15 protein-coding genes are annotated in these 15150 nt (G+C 35.1%); all 15 read left to right on the forward strand.

Annotation, left to right across the window (positions count from 1 at the left end; genetic code table 11):
• Nucleotides 1-5 precede the first annotated feature (5 nt).
• Nucleotides 6-1034, forward strand: coding sequence for a UDP-3-O-(3-hydroxymyristoyl)glucosamine N-acyltransferase (lpxD, locus tag BLQ19_RS08420; RefSeq protein WP_074538038.1), 1029 nt, complete (start codon nucleotides 6-8; stop codon nucleotides 1032-1034).
• Nucleotides 1024-2415, forward strand: coding sequence for a bifunctional UDP-3-O-[3-hydroxymyristoyl] N-acetylglucosamine deacetylase/3-hydroxyacyl-ACP dehydratase (locus BLQ19_RS08425; RefSeq protein WP_025615520.1), 1392 nt, complete (start codon nucleotides 1024-1026; stop codon nucleotides 2413-2415). Before lpxD ends, BLQ19_RS08425 begins: the two co-directional genes overlap by 11 nt.
• A 1-nt stretch (nucleotide 2416) precedes the next feature.
• A complete protein-coding gene (gene lpxA, locus BLQ19_RS08430) occupies nucleotides 2417-3202 on the forward strand; it encodes an acyl-ACP--UDP-N-acetylglucosamine O-acyltransferase (protein ID WP_024481237.1) in 786 nt (261 codons plus the stop codon).
• 92 nt (nucleotides 3203-3294) lie between these two features.
• Complete coding sequence (efp, locus tag BLQ19_RS08435; protein WP_074538039.1) at nucleotides 3295-3861, forward strand: elongation factor P; 567 nt, start codon at nucleotides 3295-3297, stop codon at nucleotides 3859-3861.
• Between the two features lie 24 nt (nucleotides 3862-3885).
• The gene (locus tag BLQ19_RS08440; protein WP_024481235.1) at nucleotides 3886-4809 is read left to right on the forward strand and encodes a UDP-3-O-(3-hydroxymyristoyl)glucosamine N-acyltransferase; all 924 of its coding nucleotides are present in this window, start codon (nucleotides 3886-3888) and stop codon (nucleotides 4807-4809) included.
• A gap of 84 nt (nucleotides 4810-4893) precedes the next feature.
• Nucleotides 4894-5766 (forward strand): succinate--CoA ligase subunit alpha, encoded by an 873-nt coding sequence (sucD, locus tag BLQ19_RS08445; protein ID WP_024481234.1) that lies wholly within the window; start codon nucleotides 4894-4896, stop codon nucleotides 5764-5766.
• Between the two features lie 143 nt (nucleotides 5767-5909).
• Nucleotides 5910-6659 carry a 3-oxoacyl-[acyl-carrier-protein] reductase gene (fabG, locus tag BLQ19_RS08450; protein WP_024481233.1) on the forward strand — a complete coding sequence of 250 codons (750 nt, stop codon included), beginning with the start codon at nucleotides 5910-5912 and terminating at the stop codon, nucleotides 6657-6659.
• 14 nt (nucleotides 6660-6673) lie between these two features.
• On the forward strand, nucleotides 6674-8686 hold the full coding sequence (locus BLQ19_RS08455; RefSeq protein WP_074538040.1) for a hypothetical protein: 2013 nt from the start codon (nucleotides 6674-6676) through the stop codon (nucleotides 8684-8686).
• 13 nt (nucleotides 8687-8699) lie between these two features.
• Entirely contained in the window at nucleotides 8700-9515 is an 816-nt protein-coding gene (locus BLQ19_RS08460) for a prohibitin family protein (protein WP_024481231.1), read from the forward strand.
• A 250-nt stretch (nucleotides 9516-9765) separates the two neighbouring features.
• Nucleotides 9766-10623, forward strand: coding sequence for an ATP phosphoribosyltransferase (gene hisG, locus BLQ19_RS08465; protein ID WP_074538041.1), 858 nt, complete (start codon nucleotides 9766-9768; stop codon nucleotides 10621-10623).
• A gap of 9 nt (nucleotides 10624-10632) precedes the next feature.
• Nucleotides 10633-11070, forward strand: a complete 438-nt coding sequence (locus BLQ19_RS08470) for a GNAT family N-acetyltransferase (RefSeq protein ID WP_074538042.1) — start codon at nucleotides 10633-10635, stop codon at nucleotides 11068-11070.
• 8 nt (nucleotides 11071-11078) lie between these two features.
• Nucleotides 11079-12368, forward strand: coding sequence for a histidinol dehydrogenase (hisD, locus tag BLQ19_RS08475; RefSeq protein ID WP_074538201.1), 1290 nt, complete (start codon nucleotides 11079-11081; stop codon nucleotides 12366-12368).
• Complete coding sequence (gene hisC, locus BLQ19_RS08480; RefSeq protein WP_024481227.1) at nucleotides 12361-13407, forward strand: histidinol-phosphate transaminase; 1047 nt, start codon at nucleotides 12361-12363, stop codon at nucleotides 13405-13407. Before hisD ends, hisC begins: the two co-directional genes overlap by 8 nt.
• Nucleotides 13408-13409: 2 nt before the next feature.
• A complete protein-coding gene (gene hisB, locus BLQ19_RS08485) occupies nucleotides 13410-14543 on the forward strand; it encodes a bifunctional histidinol-phosphatase/imidazoleglycerol-phosphate dehydratase HisB (protein WP_074538043.1) in 1134 nt (377 codons plus the stop codon).
• Between the two features lie 10 nt (nucleotides 14544-14553).
• A complete protein-coding gene (hisH, locus tag BLQ19_RS08490) occupies nucleotides 14554-15138 on the forward strand; it encodes an imidazole glycerol phosphate synthase subunit HisH (RefSeq protein WP_025615514.1) in 585 nt (194 codons plus the stop codon).
• Nucleotides 15139-15150 lie beyond the last annotated feature (12 nt).

Here is a 15150-nt window from a genome sequence, read left to right on the forward strand (position 1 = left end):
CCTTTATGAAATTTACAGCTAGTCAAATTGCGGGTATTTTGGAAGGAGAACTGGAAGGTAATCCAGATATCGCGGTTGATAAATTGGCTAAAATAGAGGAAGGAGAGCAAGGATCTCTTACTTTTTTAGCAAATCCGAAATACACACAACATATATATACTACCAAATCTTCTATAACTATAGTGAATAAAGATTTTGTAGCGGAACATGATTTATCAACTACACTCATTAAAGTAGATGATGCCTATGAGTCATTTTCGAAATTATTAGAATATTACAATCAAGTAAAAAATAATAAAACGGGTATTGAGAGCCCGTCATTTATTGCTGCATCTACTACCTACGGAGAAGATTGCTATATAGGTGCTTTTGCTTATATTGGCGAAAATGTAGTACTAGGCGATAAGGTGAAAATATATCCCAATGTTTATGTTGGAGACAATGTGCGCTTAGGAGATAATGTTATTGTTTTCGCAGGGGCTAAAATTTACTCAGAATCTGTAATTGGTAATAATTGCGTGATTCATAGTGGAGCTATTGTGGGTTCAGACGGATTTGGGTTTACGCCAAATGCGGAGGGCGAATATAAAAAAGTGCCGCAAACAGGTAATGTTATTATTGAAGATAATGTTGATATAGGTGCCGGGACTACCATAGATAGAGCTACCTTAGGGTCTACCATAATTAGAAAAGGCGTAAAATTAGATAACCAAATACAAATTGCTCATAATGTAGAAATTGGAGAGCATACTGTAATTGCTGCACAAACTGGGGTTGCTGGTTCTACGAAGATAGGTAAACACTGTATGATTGGTGGTCAAGTAGGTATTGTAGGTCATATCACCATAGGAGATAATGTGCGTATACAAGCGCAATCTGGTATTGGAAGAAATATAAAAACTGGAGAAGTGATACAAGGTTCTCCTGCTTTAACATATGGCGATTATAACAAGTCTTATGTACATTTTAAAAATTTACCGAAGATTATTAATAGGATTAACGAAATAGAAAAAAAGATTGGCCGTGAGCAATAAACAACGAACAATTGGCAAAGAAGTTACTTTATCTGGTGTAGGATTGCATACAGGAGAGAACGTTACAATGAAATTGGTACCTGCGCCTGAAAATCATGGGTATGCCTTTAAACGAACAGATTTAGAAGGAGAACCTATTATTGAGGCAGATGCAGCTTATGTTGTAAATACTCAGAGAGGGACCAATTTAGAAAAAAGAGGCGTTAAAATTCAAACATCAGAACATGTTCTTGCAGCATTAGTAGGGTTAGAGATTGATAACGTTTTAATAGAGCTAAATGCTCCAGAACCACCGATAATGGATGGTTCTTCTAAATTTTTCGTAGAAGCTCTTGAAGAAGCAGGGATTGTTGAGCAAGAAGCTGAAAGAGAAATATACGTAGTTAAAGAAGTGATATCGTACAAAGATGAAGCAACCGGTAGTGAAATTACGGTAATACCTTCAGACGATTATCAGATTACGACTATGGTAGATTTTGGGACCAAAGTATTAGGAACGCAGAATGCTACTTTAGATAAGTTGTCAGATTTCAAAGTAGAAATTTCAGAAGCTAGAACGTTTAGTTTTCTACACGAATTGGAAATGCTTTTAGAGCACGGATTAATTAAAGGTGGAGATTTAAACAATGCTATAGTTTACGTAGATAAAGAGATCTCTGAAGAAACGATGAAAAAGCTTGAAAAGGCTTTTAATAAAAAGAAGCTGTCTATTAAACCAAACGGAATTTTAGATAACTTAACATTGCATCATCCTAATGAAGCAGCACGTCACAAATTGCTAGATGTTATTGGAGATGTAGCTTTGGCGGGTACGCGTATTCGTGGTAAAATCATAGCCAACAAGCCAGGTCATTTTGTAAATACACAATTTGCAAAAAAACTGTCGAAAATTATAAAATTAGAAAAGCGTAATAAAGTTCCTCAATATGATTTGAATCAGCCGCCATTGATGGATATTCATCAAATTATGGAAGTACTTCCTCATAGGCCTCCGTTCTTATTGATTGATAGAATTTTAGAGCTTTCTGATACGCATGTTGTGGGAATGAAAAATGTTACAATGAATGAGAATTTCTTTGTAGGTCATTTTCCAGGTGCACCAGTAATGCCAGGAGTTTTGCAAGTAGAAGCTATGGCACAAACTGGAGGTATTTTAGTGTTAAGTACGGTTCCAGATCCAGAAAATTACTTGACATTTTTCATGAAAATGGATAATGTGAAATTTAAACAAAAAGTACTTCCAGGGGATACATTGACTTTTCACTGTAGCCTTATTACGCCAATAAGAAGAGGTATTTGTCACATGCAAGCGTATGCTTATGCAAATAATAAGCTGGTGTGTGAAGCAGAATTAATGGCGCAAATAGCTAAAAAGAAATAGAATGAATCAACCACTGGCATATATTCATCCAGGAGCTAAAATCGCTAAGAACGTAGTTGTAGAACCTTTTACCACCATTCATAATAATGTTATTATTGGCGATGGTACGTGGATTGGTTCTAACGTAACGATAATGGAAGGCGCACGAATAGGTAAAAATTGTAATATTTTTCCTGGTGCAGTAATTTCAGCACCTCCTCAAGATTTAAAATATCAAGGAGAAGAAACTACGGTTATAATTGGTGACAATACCACAATTAGAGAATGTGCAACCATTCATAAAGGAACTTCAGACCGCATGAAAACGGTTATTGGAAAAAACTGTTTAATCATGGCTTATTGTCATGTTGCCCATGACTGTTTAGTAGGGGATAACTGTATTTTTTCTAATAATTCAACTTTAGCAGGGCATGTTACTATTGGAGATAATGTGATTCTTGCAGGACTAGTTGCAGTACATCAATTTGTATCTATAGGGCAGCATGCTTTTGTAACTGGTGGATCTTTAGTTCGTAAGGATGTTCCTCCGTATGTAAAAGCTGCGCGTGAGCCGCTTTCTTATGTAGGAATAAATTCGGTAGGGCTAAGAAGAAGAGGCTTTACCTCAGAAAAGATTAGAGAAGTGCAGAATATTTATAGAATTTTATACCAAAAAAATTATAATAATTCTCAAGCTGTTCAAATTATTGAGGCAGAAATGGAAGCTACTCCGGAGCGTGATGAAATTCTTCAATTTATTAGAGATTCTCAGCGTGGAATAATGAAAGGCTATTTTAGTAATAATTAGTCTAACTTTCAATTTATAAAATAACATTAAAGCTTACTGATAATTTTTAGTTGATTAATTAGAAATCATCAGTAACAAATAGCATTATAATTATGGCATCAACATCAGATATTAGAAAAGGACTTTGCATTCGTTACAACAACGATATTTTTAAAATTATTGAATTTTTACATGTAAAACCAGGGAAGGGACCTGCTTTTGTACGTACAAAATTAAAGAGTGTAACTTCGGGTAAAGTTTTAGATAATACCTTTTCTGGAGGTAGTAAGATAGAAGATGTACGTGTGGAAACACGCTCATATCAGTATTTGTATCCTGAAGGGCAGACGTATCACTTTATGAATACACAAGACTATAATCAAATAACCTTAGAAGAAAGTGCATTAGATGCGCCGGGCCTTTTAAAGGAAGGAGAAATAGTTACTATTCTTTTTAATACAGAAGATAGCATGCCTTTGTCTGTAGACATGCCTGCTAGTGTTGTTTTAGAGGTTACCTATACGGAGCCAGGTGTAAAAGGAAACACGGCAACCAACGCTACAAAACCTGCAAAAGTAGAAACAGGGGCAGAGGTTAATGTTCCTTTATTTATTAATGAAGGTGATAAAATTAAAGTAGATACTGCTTCGGGTTCTTATATGGAACGCGTAAAAGAATAATTTTTAGAAATCAAGCATAATTAAATGAAGTTTCCTATTTCTCATAGTTTGCAACAAATTGCGAGCATTATTCAGTCTGAATTTGTTGGCGATGCTGATTTTCAGGTTTTAGGAATGAACGAAATTCATGTGGTAGAGCCAGGTGATATTGTTTTTGTAGATCATCCTAAATATTATGATAAGGCTTTAAATTCTAAGGCGACTACTATTTTAATCAATAAAAAAGTGGATTGCCCAGAAGGAAAAGCATTGTTGATTTCTGATGATCCTTTTCGTGATTTTAATAAGCTAACAGCTTTTTTTAAGCCTTTTGAGAAATCATCTAAGAATATAGCGCCATCAGCAAAAATAGGTAAGGATACAGTTATTCAGCCTAATGCTTTTGTGGGTAATAATGTGGTAATCGGAGCTAATTGTACCATTCATTCCAATGTATCTATATATGACAATTGTGTAATTGGTAATAATGTTACGATCCATGCGGGAACTGTTTTAGGATCAGACGCATTTTATTATAAAAATAGGCCAGAAGGTTTTGATAAGTTGCTTTCAGGTGGCCGAGTGGTGATTGAGGATAATGTTGATATTGGTGCGCTTTGTACTTTAGATAGGGGGGTTACCGGAGATACTACAGTTAAAAAAGGAACTAAGATAGATAACCAAGTGCATGTTGGTCATGATACCATTATTGGGGAGAAATGCCTAATAGCTTCGCAAACGGGAATTGCAGGTTGCGTGATTATAGAAGACGAAGTAACCTTATGGGGGCAAGTTGGAGTGATTAGTGCAATCACTATTGGAAAAAAAGCAGTAGTTTTAGCGCAATCAGGAATTTCTAAATCTCTTGAAGGAAACGCCACATACTTTGGTAGTCCGGCAGAAGAAGCACGTGAAAAAATGAAGCAAATGGCTTGGATTAAGCAAATTCCGCAAATAATAAAAAAATAGAAGCACAAATAAGCTAGCGAAATACTTTATAAATTGTTTTCAATGGCATATTTTTGCAATGCAATAAATTAATATAGATATAAAATGAGTGTTTTAGTCAATAAAGATTCCAAAATAATTGTACAAGGTTTTACTGGAAGTGAAGGTACCTTTCACGCAGGACAAATGATTGATTACGGTACGAACATCGTTGGTGGTGTTACTCCGGGTAAAGGTGGGCAAGAACATTTAGGGAAGCCAGTTTTTAATACTGTTCATGAAGCTGTTGAAAAAGTTGGAGCAGACACGACTATTATATTTGTTCCGCCAGCATTTGCTGCAGATGCAATTATGGAAGCTGCGAATGCAGGTATTAAAGTTATTATTACCATTACAGAAGGTATTCCTGTTGCAGATATGGTAAAAGCGTCTAACTATATTAAAAATATGGACTGTCGTTTAATCGGCCCTAACTGTCCAGGAGTTATTACTCCAGGTGAAGCTAAGGTAGGTATTATGCCAGGTTTTGTATTCAAAAAAGGTAACGTAGGTATTGTTTCTAAATCGGGAACATTAACATATGAAGCTGCTGATCAAGTAGTACGTCAAGGTTTAGGTATTACAACTGCTATTGGTATTGGTGGTGATCCAATTATTGGAACAACAACAAAAGAAGCTGTTGAAATGTTAATCAACGATCCTGAAACAGAATGTGTAGTGATGATTGGTGAAATTGGAGGTCAATTAGAACCAGATGCTGCTAAGTGGTATAAAGCTAGTGGAAGTAAAAAACCAGTTGTAGGTTTTATTGCTGGTGAAACTGCACCTGCAGGTAGAACCATGGGTCATGCTGGTGCCATCGTAGGTGGTAGTGACGATACCGCTCAAGCTAAAAAGCGTATCATGCGTGAGTGTGGTATTCACGTGGTAGATTCTCCTGCTGAGATTGGATTGAAAGTAAAAGAAGTATTGGGATAATTGTTTTACAATTAAATCAAGAACTATATAAAGATTTAAAAATCCCGTTTATGCTGAAATATTTTCAGTTTAAACGGGATTTTAGCTATCTATATATCAAACAAAAGTTATATTTGAATATCAACCGAACAAATTGAACAAAAATGAAGTTATTAGAAGGTAAAAACGTAATTATTACAGGTGCAAGTAGGGGTATAGGTACTGGTATTGCGCAGGTTTTTGCAGACCATGGAGCAAATGTGGCTTTTACATATAGCTCTAGTGAGGCACCAGCGCTAGCATTAGAAAAAGAATTGACGGCTAAGGGAGTTAAAGCAAAAGCATATAAAAGTAATGCAGCAAGCTTTAGTGATTCAGAAGCTCTAGTAGCTCAGGTTTTAGAAGATTTTGATGGTACTATTGATGTGTTGATTAACAATGCTGGAATTACAAAAGATAACCTTCTAATGCGTATGTCTGAGGATGATTTTGATAAAGTAATTGAAATCAACTTAAAATCGGTATTTAACATGACAAAAGCGGTGCAACGTACTATGTTAAAGCAGCGTAAAGGTTCTATAATTAATATGAGTAGTGTGGTTGGTGTTAAAGGTAATGCGGGTCAGACAAATTACGCAGCTTCAAAAGCGGGTATGATTGGTTTTACTAAATCTATTGCTTTAGAATTAGGTTCTAGAAATATTCGCTGTAACGCAATTGCTCCAGGGTTTATCGAGACAGAGATGACCGATAAACTTGATGAAAAAGTGGTTCAAGGTTGGAGAGACGGTATTCCTTTGAAGAGAGGTGGTAGTCCAGAAGATATTGCCAATGCTTGTTTGTTTTTTGCTTCTGATTTGTCAGGGTATGTAACGGGGCAGGTGTTAAATGTTGATGGGGGAATGCTAACTTAGAAGTAGCGAAAATTATGCAAATTCAGACTATTCTATTAATAATTTTAGCAGCATTTGTTGCTGTAGGAGTAGTCATTTTTCAATATTATTACAAAGTTAAAAAGAGAGGAAAACATATTGTTTTGCTCTCTTTTTTGCGTTTTACGGCGCTATTTTCTCTTTTTATAGTGCTTATAAATCCAAAATTTAAAAAAGTAGACTATACTGTAGCGAAAGCTAATTTAGTAGTGGTTGCAGATATTTCTAGTTCTATGGCAAATAGTTCTGAGCAATTAAATGATTTTTTGGATAAAATAAAAAACAATAAAGATTTAGCAGAAAAATTTAATATAGATTATTATCAATTCGGTAGCTCATTGGAAAACTTGGGCACCCTTGATCTTTCTGAAAAAAAGACAGATATCGCAAAAGCTTTAAAAACGGTTGCTACGATTTACAACAATAAGAAAACTGTTGGGGTATTACTTTCAGATGGTAATCAAACTATAGGTCAGGATTATGAATTTTATGGCAATAAGAGTAAGATTTCATTTTATTCGGTAGTTTTTGGAGACACTACGGCCTATGAAGATGTTAAAGTAAGTCAGGTGAACACTAATAAATTTGCCTTTTTAAAAAATAAATTTCCAATAGAGTCCTATATCTCTTATGATGGAGAAAAGACGGTTAGTTTGCCTGTTTCTATTGCTGTAGATGGAAAAATTGTTTTCAAGGAACAAGTGGGGTTTTCTAAATCAATCAAATCAAAAAGAATACATACGCTTATAAATGCCGATGCTGTGGGGGTTAAAACGGTAGTTGTTGCCGTAGGTGCTTTGGATACTGAGAAAAATAAGATCAATAATAGAAAATCTGTGGCTGTTGAAGTTATTGATGAGAAAACCAAAGTTACTATTGTTTCTTCTATAGTGCATCCTGATTTGGGGGCTTTAAAAAAAGCGATTGAATCTAATGAGCAACGCCTGGTGACCATTGTGAAACCTAATGTTGATCAGAAAGTATTTGACGATACAGATCTTTTTATATGCTATCAACCCACTAGTAGTTTTAAAGAAGTTTATGCTTTTATTGCGAAAGAAAAACGAAATCATTTTACCATTGTCGGTACTAAGACCGATCTTAATTTTTTAAATCAATCTAACTTAGATTTTACCTTAGAAACGGGGTATCCTATTGAAGAAGTTATCGGTAAGCTAAATACTTCTTTTTCTAAATATGATATAGCCAACACAGATTTCATTAATTACCCGCCTTTGACGAGTAATTCTGGAGCAATTAGTTTTAAAAGTACTTATGAGCCCTTACTGCAGATGAATATAAGAGGAGTAGATCTTGCTAATCCGCTTTTTGCTATTTCGGAAAACGAAAAACAGAAGACAGCAGTTTTATTAGGTGAAAACATTTGGAAATGGCGAATGCAAAATTATGTGAACCAAGAGAATTTTGAAGATTTTGATACTTTCATAGGAAAGCTAACGTTGTTTTTATCTAGTGATGCAAAAAGAGAGCAACTGTCAATTGATTATAAGTCGGTGTATGAAAATTTAGGCTTAGCAAAAGTAACGGCTACCTATTTTGATGAGACGTACGTGTTTGATTCTAAGGCTAATCTTTATATTGAAATTAATGGAGGGGTGAAAGTACCTATGCTTTTGAAAAATAATTATTTTGAAGCAGATTTAAGCGATTTAAAATCGGGAACTTATTCCTTTAAAGTGGGCGTGGTAGGGAAGTCGGTTTCTAAATCTGGCAAATTTACCGTATTAGATTATGATGTAGAGCAGCAGTTTTTTTCGTCGAATCATACAAAAATGTCGAACTTCTCTGAGGCAACAACGGCTTCACTTTTCTATCCTGAACAAATACAGGAATTTATTACGCAGTTAGATTCGGATAAACGCTTTATGTCTACTCAAAAGAGCGTTGAAAATGTTGTATCTTTGATAGACTTTAAATTCCTTCTAGGGCTTATTATAATAGCACTTTCATTAGAATGGATCATCAGAAAATATAACGGATTAATTTAAATTAAATTCAAGTATGGATAAATTGCCAAAAATTGCATTACCTGCAGTCTTCGCATTAGTAGTTTTAATAATATTAATTTCAAAATCTACCGTCACGGTTGACTCAGGTCAGGCGGGTGTTTTGTACAAACAATTTCAAGGTGGTGTGGTTACAGATGAGCCACCATTAGGGGAGGGTTTTCACTTTGTAGCTCCATGGAATAAAGTATTTATCTATGAGGTAAGACAGCAGGAAGTGCTAGAAAAAATGAATGTTTTATCTAGTAATGGTTTGGATATTAAATTAGAAGCTTCGGCTTGGTTTGAGCCTGTTCGTAGTGAATTAGGGAAGTTGCACCAAGAAAAGGGAGAAGATTATATTCAAAGAGTTTTATTGCCTACAATACGTTCTGCTGCACGTTCTGTGGTAGGTCGTTATACGCCAGAACAATTATATTCTAGTAAGCGTGATGCTATCCAACAAGAGATTTTTGATGAGACCAAGAAGATTGTAGAAGGAGAGTATATTCAACTTAATGAAATTTTAGTGCGCGATGTAACTTTGCCGCCAACCATTAAGGAAGCTATTGAACGTAAATTACGTCAAGAGCAGGAGTCTTTAGAATATGAATTCCGTTTAGTTACTGCTAAGAAAGAAGCTGAAAAAGTAACCATAGAAGCGCAGGGTAAGGCAGATGCCAACCGTATATTGAGTGCATCGTTAAATGATCAAATTCTTAGAGATAAAGGTATAGATGCTACTTTAGAGCTTTCTAAATCACCAAACACTAAAGTTGTTGTTGTAGGTGGAGGAGAATCTGGATTACCTTTAATTTTGGGGAACAATTAATCTGTTAGTTTTTGAATAAAAACAAGAACAGTTGTTAAAAAAATAGATTTTTGTTTTTTAACACATAAAATAATTTTACTTTTACATCAGAATGAAAAATACAACTACACATCATCATCATTTTTATACTTGCTTTCAAGCGAGGTAGAAATGTATTGTAGTAGTGCAACATATTTTAAACCCGTTTGAGCAATCAAACGGGTTTTATTTTTAAACTTTTTTTGATTGCCAGACACAAACTAAAAAGAAAATGACAAAAATTAGAATTGCTATTCAAAAATCAGGTCGATTAAATGAGGAATCTATTGAGATTCTTAAAGATTGTGGTATCTCTATTGATAACGGTCGCGATCAATTAAAAGCGTCTTCTCGCAATTTTCCTATGGAAGTATTTTATTTGAGAAATGGAGATATTCCTCAATACTTAAGAGACGGGGTGGTAGATATCGCTATCATAGGTGAAAATGTGTTGATAGAAAAAGGAGAAGATATTTCTATTGCAGAAAAATTAGGTTTTTCAAAGTGTAAAGTGTCTTTAGCAGTGCCAAAGGCTGTAAAGTATACTTCTGTTCAAGATTTCCAAGGCAAACGAATTGCTACATCATACCCAAATACCGTTAAAAACTATTTAGCAGACAAAGGGGTTTCTGCAGATATTCACATTATTAACGGTTCTGTAGAGATTGCTCCAAATATTGGATTAGCAGATGCTATTTGTGACATTGTATCTAGTGGAAGTACCTTGTTTAAAAATAATTTGAAAGAAGTAGAGGTAATGTTAAAGAGTGAGGCTGTTTTGGCGGTTTCACCACAAATAACTTCTGAGAGGAGAGATATTCTTGAAAAATTACAATTCAGAATTCAGTCGGTATTACGAGCAAGACAATCTAAATATGTATTGTTGAATGCTCCGAATGATAAATTGCCTATGATTTTGGACTTATTACCAGGAATGCGTAGTCCTACAGTTTTGCCATTAGCAGAGGAAGGCTGGAGTTCTGTACACACGGTAATTAAGAAAGATTCTTTCTGGGAAGTAATAGATGAGTTAAAGCAGGCTGGCGCTGAAGGTATTCTAGTTTGCCCAATTGAGAAAATGGTGCTTTAAAAAAAGCTCATGAAGGCTGATTTTGAATTAAAATTGATTCCCTATGAAGAAATGGAGTCGATTATTCCGCTGGTAATTCAATTAAATTTGGGAAAATTACCGGAAGAAACATTGAAAAGCAGGTTAAAAGACATGCTTAAAATGGGAGGATATCAATGCATAGGTGTATATGATAACAACCAATTAATAGCCTGTTGCGGATTTTGGGTGTTAAACAAGTTATATGCAGGGAAACATCTAGAACCGGACAATGTTTTTGTAGAAACGAACTATAGAAGCGCAGGAGTTGGAGAATTAATGATGAATTGGTTGTTTGATTATGCTAAAAGCATTGATTGTGTTGGTGTAGAAGTGAATTGTTATCGGCACAATGAAAAAGGAAAAAAGTTCTGGGAGCGTCAAGGTTTTGAAGCTTTAGGATATCATATGATTAAGAAATTTGATTAGTATTGGCTATGAATAAAATATATAATCCTGAAAGAGAAGATTGGAAATCTATTCTTAAGCGTCCTACTAAGAGCGTTGCAGATATAGAAAGTACAGTAAATCAGGTTTTTGAAGAACTTCAAGAAAACGGTGATGCTACCATAAAAAAGTATACCGAAAAGTTCGATGGCGTAACTATAACAGAGTTATTGGTTACGGACGATGAAATTGTAGAGGCTAATAGTTTGGTAGCTGTAGCCCTTAAAGAAGCTATTCTCTTGGCTAAGGATAACATTGATAAATTTCACACCGCTCAGAAAACACAAAGTATAGAGGTAGAAACTAGTCCTGGTGTACATTGTTGGCAGGTAAAAAGGCCTATAGATAAAGTGGGCTTATATATTCCGGGAGGAACAGCACCTTTATTTTCTACTATTTTAATGTTAGCAGTCCCTGCTAATATCGCTGGATGCTCAGAAATTGTTCTATGTTCGCCACCTAATAAAGAAGGGAAAATTCACCCAGCTATTTTGTATGCGGCAAACCTTTGTGGTGTAACAAAAATATATAAGGTAGGAGGGATACAGGCTATAGCGGCAATGACCTTTGGAACAGAAACCATTCCGCAAGTGTATAAGATATTTGGACCAGGAAATCAATATGTTACTGTAGCGAAACAGATTGCTACAAAGCATGGCGTGGCTATTGATATGCCTGCGGGGCCAAGTGAGCTTTTGGTTGTGGCAGATGATACTGCAAACGCAGCGTTTGTTGCGTCAGATTTACTTAGTCAGGCAGAGCATGGTGTTGATAGTCAGGTACTATTGGTAACAACCTCTAAAGCAATGCTTGAAGATGTAGAGAAAGAAGTTGCCTTGCAAATTGAAGATTTACCACGTAAGGATATTGCTCAAAAAGCGATAGATAATAGTAAGTTAATTTACGTTGAGGATGATACAACGGCACAGGAATTAATTAATGAATATGGTCCAGAACATTATATAGTTTGTGTGGCAGATGAGGGATCTTATTTGAGTGCAATTACAAATGCAGGATCTGTTTTTATTGGCAATTACACCCCTGAAAGTGCCGGAGATTATGCTTCAGGAACTAATCATACTTTACCAACAAATGGGTATGCTAAACAGTATAGTGGTGTTAACTTAGATAGTTTTATGAAAAGCATGACTTTTCAGAAGATTTCAAAAGAAGGAATTCAAGAAATTGGTAGTGCAATTGAGCTAATGGCAGAAGCAGAAGGCTTACAAGCGCACAAAAATGCCGTTACGTTACGATTAAATAGTTTGGACGATGAGTAAGGTAAATATACAAAACCTAGTACGTGATAATGTAAAGGGACTGAGTCCGTATTCTTCAGCGCGTGATGAATACGTTTCAGATGGTTCAGATATGGTGTTTTTAGACGCTAATGAGAATCCGTTTGAAAATGGTGTGAATAGATATCCAGATCCTCAGCAAAGAAGCTTAAAAGAGGTATTAGCATCTCAAAAAGGGGTACTATCTGCTAATATTCTTTTTGGAAATGGGAGTGACGAAGTTTTAGATCTAATTTTCCGCGCTTTTTGTGAACCCAAAGAAGATAATATTATTACACTTCCGCCAACCTATGGAATGTATAAAGTGTTGTCAGGGATTAATGATATTGAGAATAGAGAAGTTTTGTTAACGGCAGATTTTGAACCTGATGTCAATCAGATTTTGGAAACAGCTGATGCTAAGTCTAAGTTATTATTCCTTTGCTCGCCAAACAATCCTACAGCAAATAGTTTTTCGCGAAACAAGATCACAGAACTATTAGAAAGGTTTAATGGAATAGTCATTATTGATGAAGCATATATAGATTTTTCAAAAGAAGAATCATGGTTGTCTGGACTACCGAATTATACAAATTTAATAGTTACTCAAACACTATCTAAGGCATACGGAATGGCCGGTATTCGATTAGGAGTCTGTTATGCATCTGAAGAGATTATTGCTATTCTAAATAAGATTAAGCCTCCATACAATGTAAATGAGCTTACTCAGAAAAGAGCGTTAGAGCGTGTTTTGAACGTTGATAAAATAAAATCGGAAATTACTGATATATTGAAGGAAAGAGCTTTGTTATCTAAAGCATTACTTCAATTAAATTTCGTAACTAAAGTATATGCTACTGATGCTAATTTTGTTTTAGCAAAACTAGATAATGCTACAGAACGATATAATCAGTTATTAGCGAGGGGTGTTGTGGTAAGGAACCGTACAACACAACCTCTATGTGAAAACACATTACGCTTCACAGTAGGTACTACAGCTGAGAATAAAAAATTAATGCAGGTTCTAAAAGAAATTCAATAAGAATGAAAAAAGTACTTTTTATAGATCGAGATGGTACGATTATTAAAGAAACCGTTGATGAGCAAATTGACGGTTATGAAAAAATGACCTTCTATCCAAAGGCGTTTACATTTTTGGGTAAAATAGCTAAGGAGTTGGATTATGAATTGGTGATGATCACCAACCAAGACGGACTAGGAACAGACGTTTTTCCAGAAGATACATTTTGGCCTGTGCATAATTTTATCATGAATTCTTTTGAAAATGAGGGGGTTGTATTTGATAAAGTATTTCTTGATAGAACTTTTCCACATGAAAATGCTAACACGCGTAAACCAGGTACTGGTTTGTTGACAGCATATTTCTCTGAAGAATATGATTTAGCAAATTCTTTTGTAATCGGAGATCGGTTAACGGATATGGAATTAGCTAAAAATCTTGGAGCTAAAGGTATTTTTATCAACGATGAAACCAATCTAGGTACTGGTGAAATTACGGTGAAACGAGATGAGTTAGATGCATATATTGCTACTGAAACCAACGATTGGGAAAAAATCTATGAGTTTTTAAAATTAAAAGATAGGGTTTCTAGTATTAGCCGTAAGACAAATGAAACTGATATTCAAATTAAAGTAAATCTAGATGGCACAGGAAAAAGTAGTATTGCTACAGGCCTCGCCTTTTTTGACCATATGCTAGATCAGCTAGCGCGTCACGGTCAAATGGATTTAGATATTAAAGTAGATGGTGATTTAGAGGTAGATGAACACCATACTATAGAAGATACCGCAATTGCTTTAGGGGAAGTTTTCCATAAAGCATTAGGTACCAAGCTGGGTATTGAGCGTTACGGATTCTGTTTACCTATGGATGACTGTTTAGCGCAAGTGGCAATCGACTTTGGTGGTAGAAACTGGCTGGTATGGGAGGCAGATTTTAAAAGAGAAAAAGTAGGAGATATGCCTACGGAAATGTTTCTGCACTTTTTTAAATCATTTAGTGACGGTGCTAAAGCCAATATAAATATAAAAGCAGAAGGTGTTAATGAGCATCACAAGATTGAGGCAATATTTAAAGCTTTTGCTAAGGCAATAAAAATGGCTGTAAAACGCGACGTAGAGAAGATGGTTTTACCATCTACTAAAGGAATGTTGTAAAAAAAACTTTATGAAAATAGTAATTATAAATTACGGAGCAGGAAACATACAAAGTATAAAGTTTGCAATTCAACGTCTTGGTTATGAGGCTGTTCTAACAAGTGATGTAAATGAAATTCTAGCAGCGGATAAAGTGATTTTTCCTGGTGTAGGCGAGGCCAGCAGTGCCATGCATAAATTAAAAGCAAGCGGACTAGATGCCTTGGTACCTACTTTAAAACAACCCGTTTTAGGAATTTGTTTAGGGATGCAATTAATGTGTAATGCTACAGAGGAAGGTGATACAAAAGGGCTAGGAATATTTGATGTAGATGTGGTTAAATTTTCTAAGAAGGTAAAGGTGCCGCAAATTGGTTGGAATCAGATAGCCAATTTAAAATCAGATTTATTTAGTGGTATTTCAGAGGGCGAATACATTTATTTAGTTCATAGTTTTTATGCACCAATTTGTAAAGAAACCATAGCAACTTCAGAATATGAGCTTGAATATAGTGCAGCGTTGCAGAAAAATAATTTTTACGGAACACAGTTTCATCCAGAAAAGAGTAGTAGCGTTGGGGAAAAAATTCTAATGAATTTTTTAAGAATAAAGTAACGAGTACAAAGT

It is taken from the genome of Cellulophaga baltica (assembly GCF_900102165.1).
Taxonomy (GTDB): Bacteria; Bacteroidota; Bacteroidia; order Flavobacteriales; family Flavobacteriaceae; genus Cellulophaga; species Cellulophaga baltica.

What these genes read in the sequence shown, in the direction of transcription:
- lpxD (WP_074538038.1), top strand. Translation starts at nt 6, where the DNA reads ATGAAATTTACAGCTAGTCAAATTGCGGGTATTTTGGAAGGAGAACTG.
- lpxA (WP_024481237.1), top strand. Translation starts at nt 2,417, where the DNA reads ATGAATCAACCACTGGCATATATTCATCCAGGAGCTAAAATCGCTAAG.
- efp (WP_074538039.1), top strand. Translation starts at nt 3,295, where the DNA reads ATGGCATCAACATCAGATATTAGAAAAGGACTTTGCATTCGTTACAAC.
- BLQ19_RS08440 (WP_024481235.1), top strand. Translation starts at nt 3,886, where the DNA reads ATGAAGTTTCCTATTTCTCATAGTTTGCAACAAATTGCGAGCATTATT.
- sucD (WP_024481234.1), top strand. Translation starts at nt 4,894, where the DNA reads ATGAGTGTTTTAGTCAATAAAGATTCCAAAATAATTGTACAAGGTTTT.
- fabG (WP_024481233.1), top strand. Translation starts at nt 5,910, where the DNA reads ATGAAGTTATTAGAAGGTAAAAACGTAATTATTACAGGTGCAAGTAGG.
- BLQ19_RS08455 (WP_074538040.1), top strand. Translation starts at nt 6,674, where the DNA reads ATGCAAATTCAGACTATTCTATTAATAATTTTAGCAGCATTTGTTGCT.
- BLQ19_RS08460 (WP_024481231.1), top strand. Translation starts at nt 8,700, where the DNA reads ATGGATAAATTGCCAAAAATTGCATTACCTGCAGTCTTCGCATTAGTA.
- hisG (WP_074538041.1), top strand. Translation starts at nt 9,766, where the DNA reads ATGACAAAAATTAGAATTGCTATTCAAAAATCAGGTCGATTAAATGAG.
- BLQ19_RS08470 (WP_074538042.1), top strand. Translation starts at nt 10,633, where the DNA reads ATGAAGGCTGATTTTGAATTAAAATTGATTCCCTATGAAGAAATGGAG.
- hisD (WP_074538201.1), top strand. Translation starts at nt 11,079, where the DNA reads ATGAATAAAATATATAATCCTGAAAGAGAAGATTGGAAATCTATTCTT.
- hisC (WP_024481227.1), top strand. Translation starts at nt 12,361, where the DNA reads ATGAGTAAGGTAAATATACAAAACCTAGTACGTGATAATGTAAAGGGA.
- hisB (WP_074538043.1), top strand. Translation starts at nt 13,410, where the DNA reads ATGAAAAAAGTACTTTTTATAGATCGAGATGGTACGATTATTAAAGAA.
- hisH (WP_025615514.1), top strand. Translation starts at nt 14,554, where the DNA reads ATGAAAATAGTAATTATAAATTACGGAGCAGGAAACATACAAAGTATA.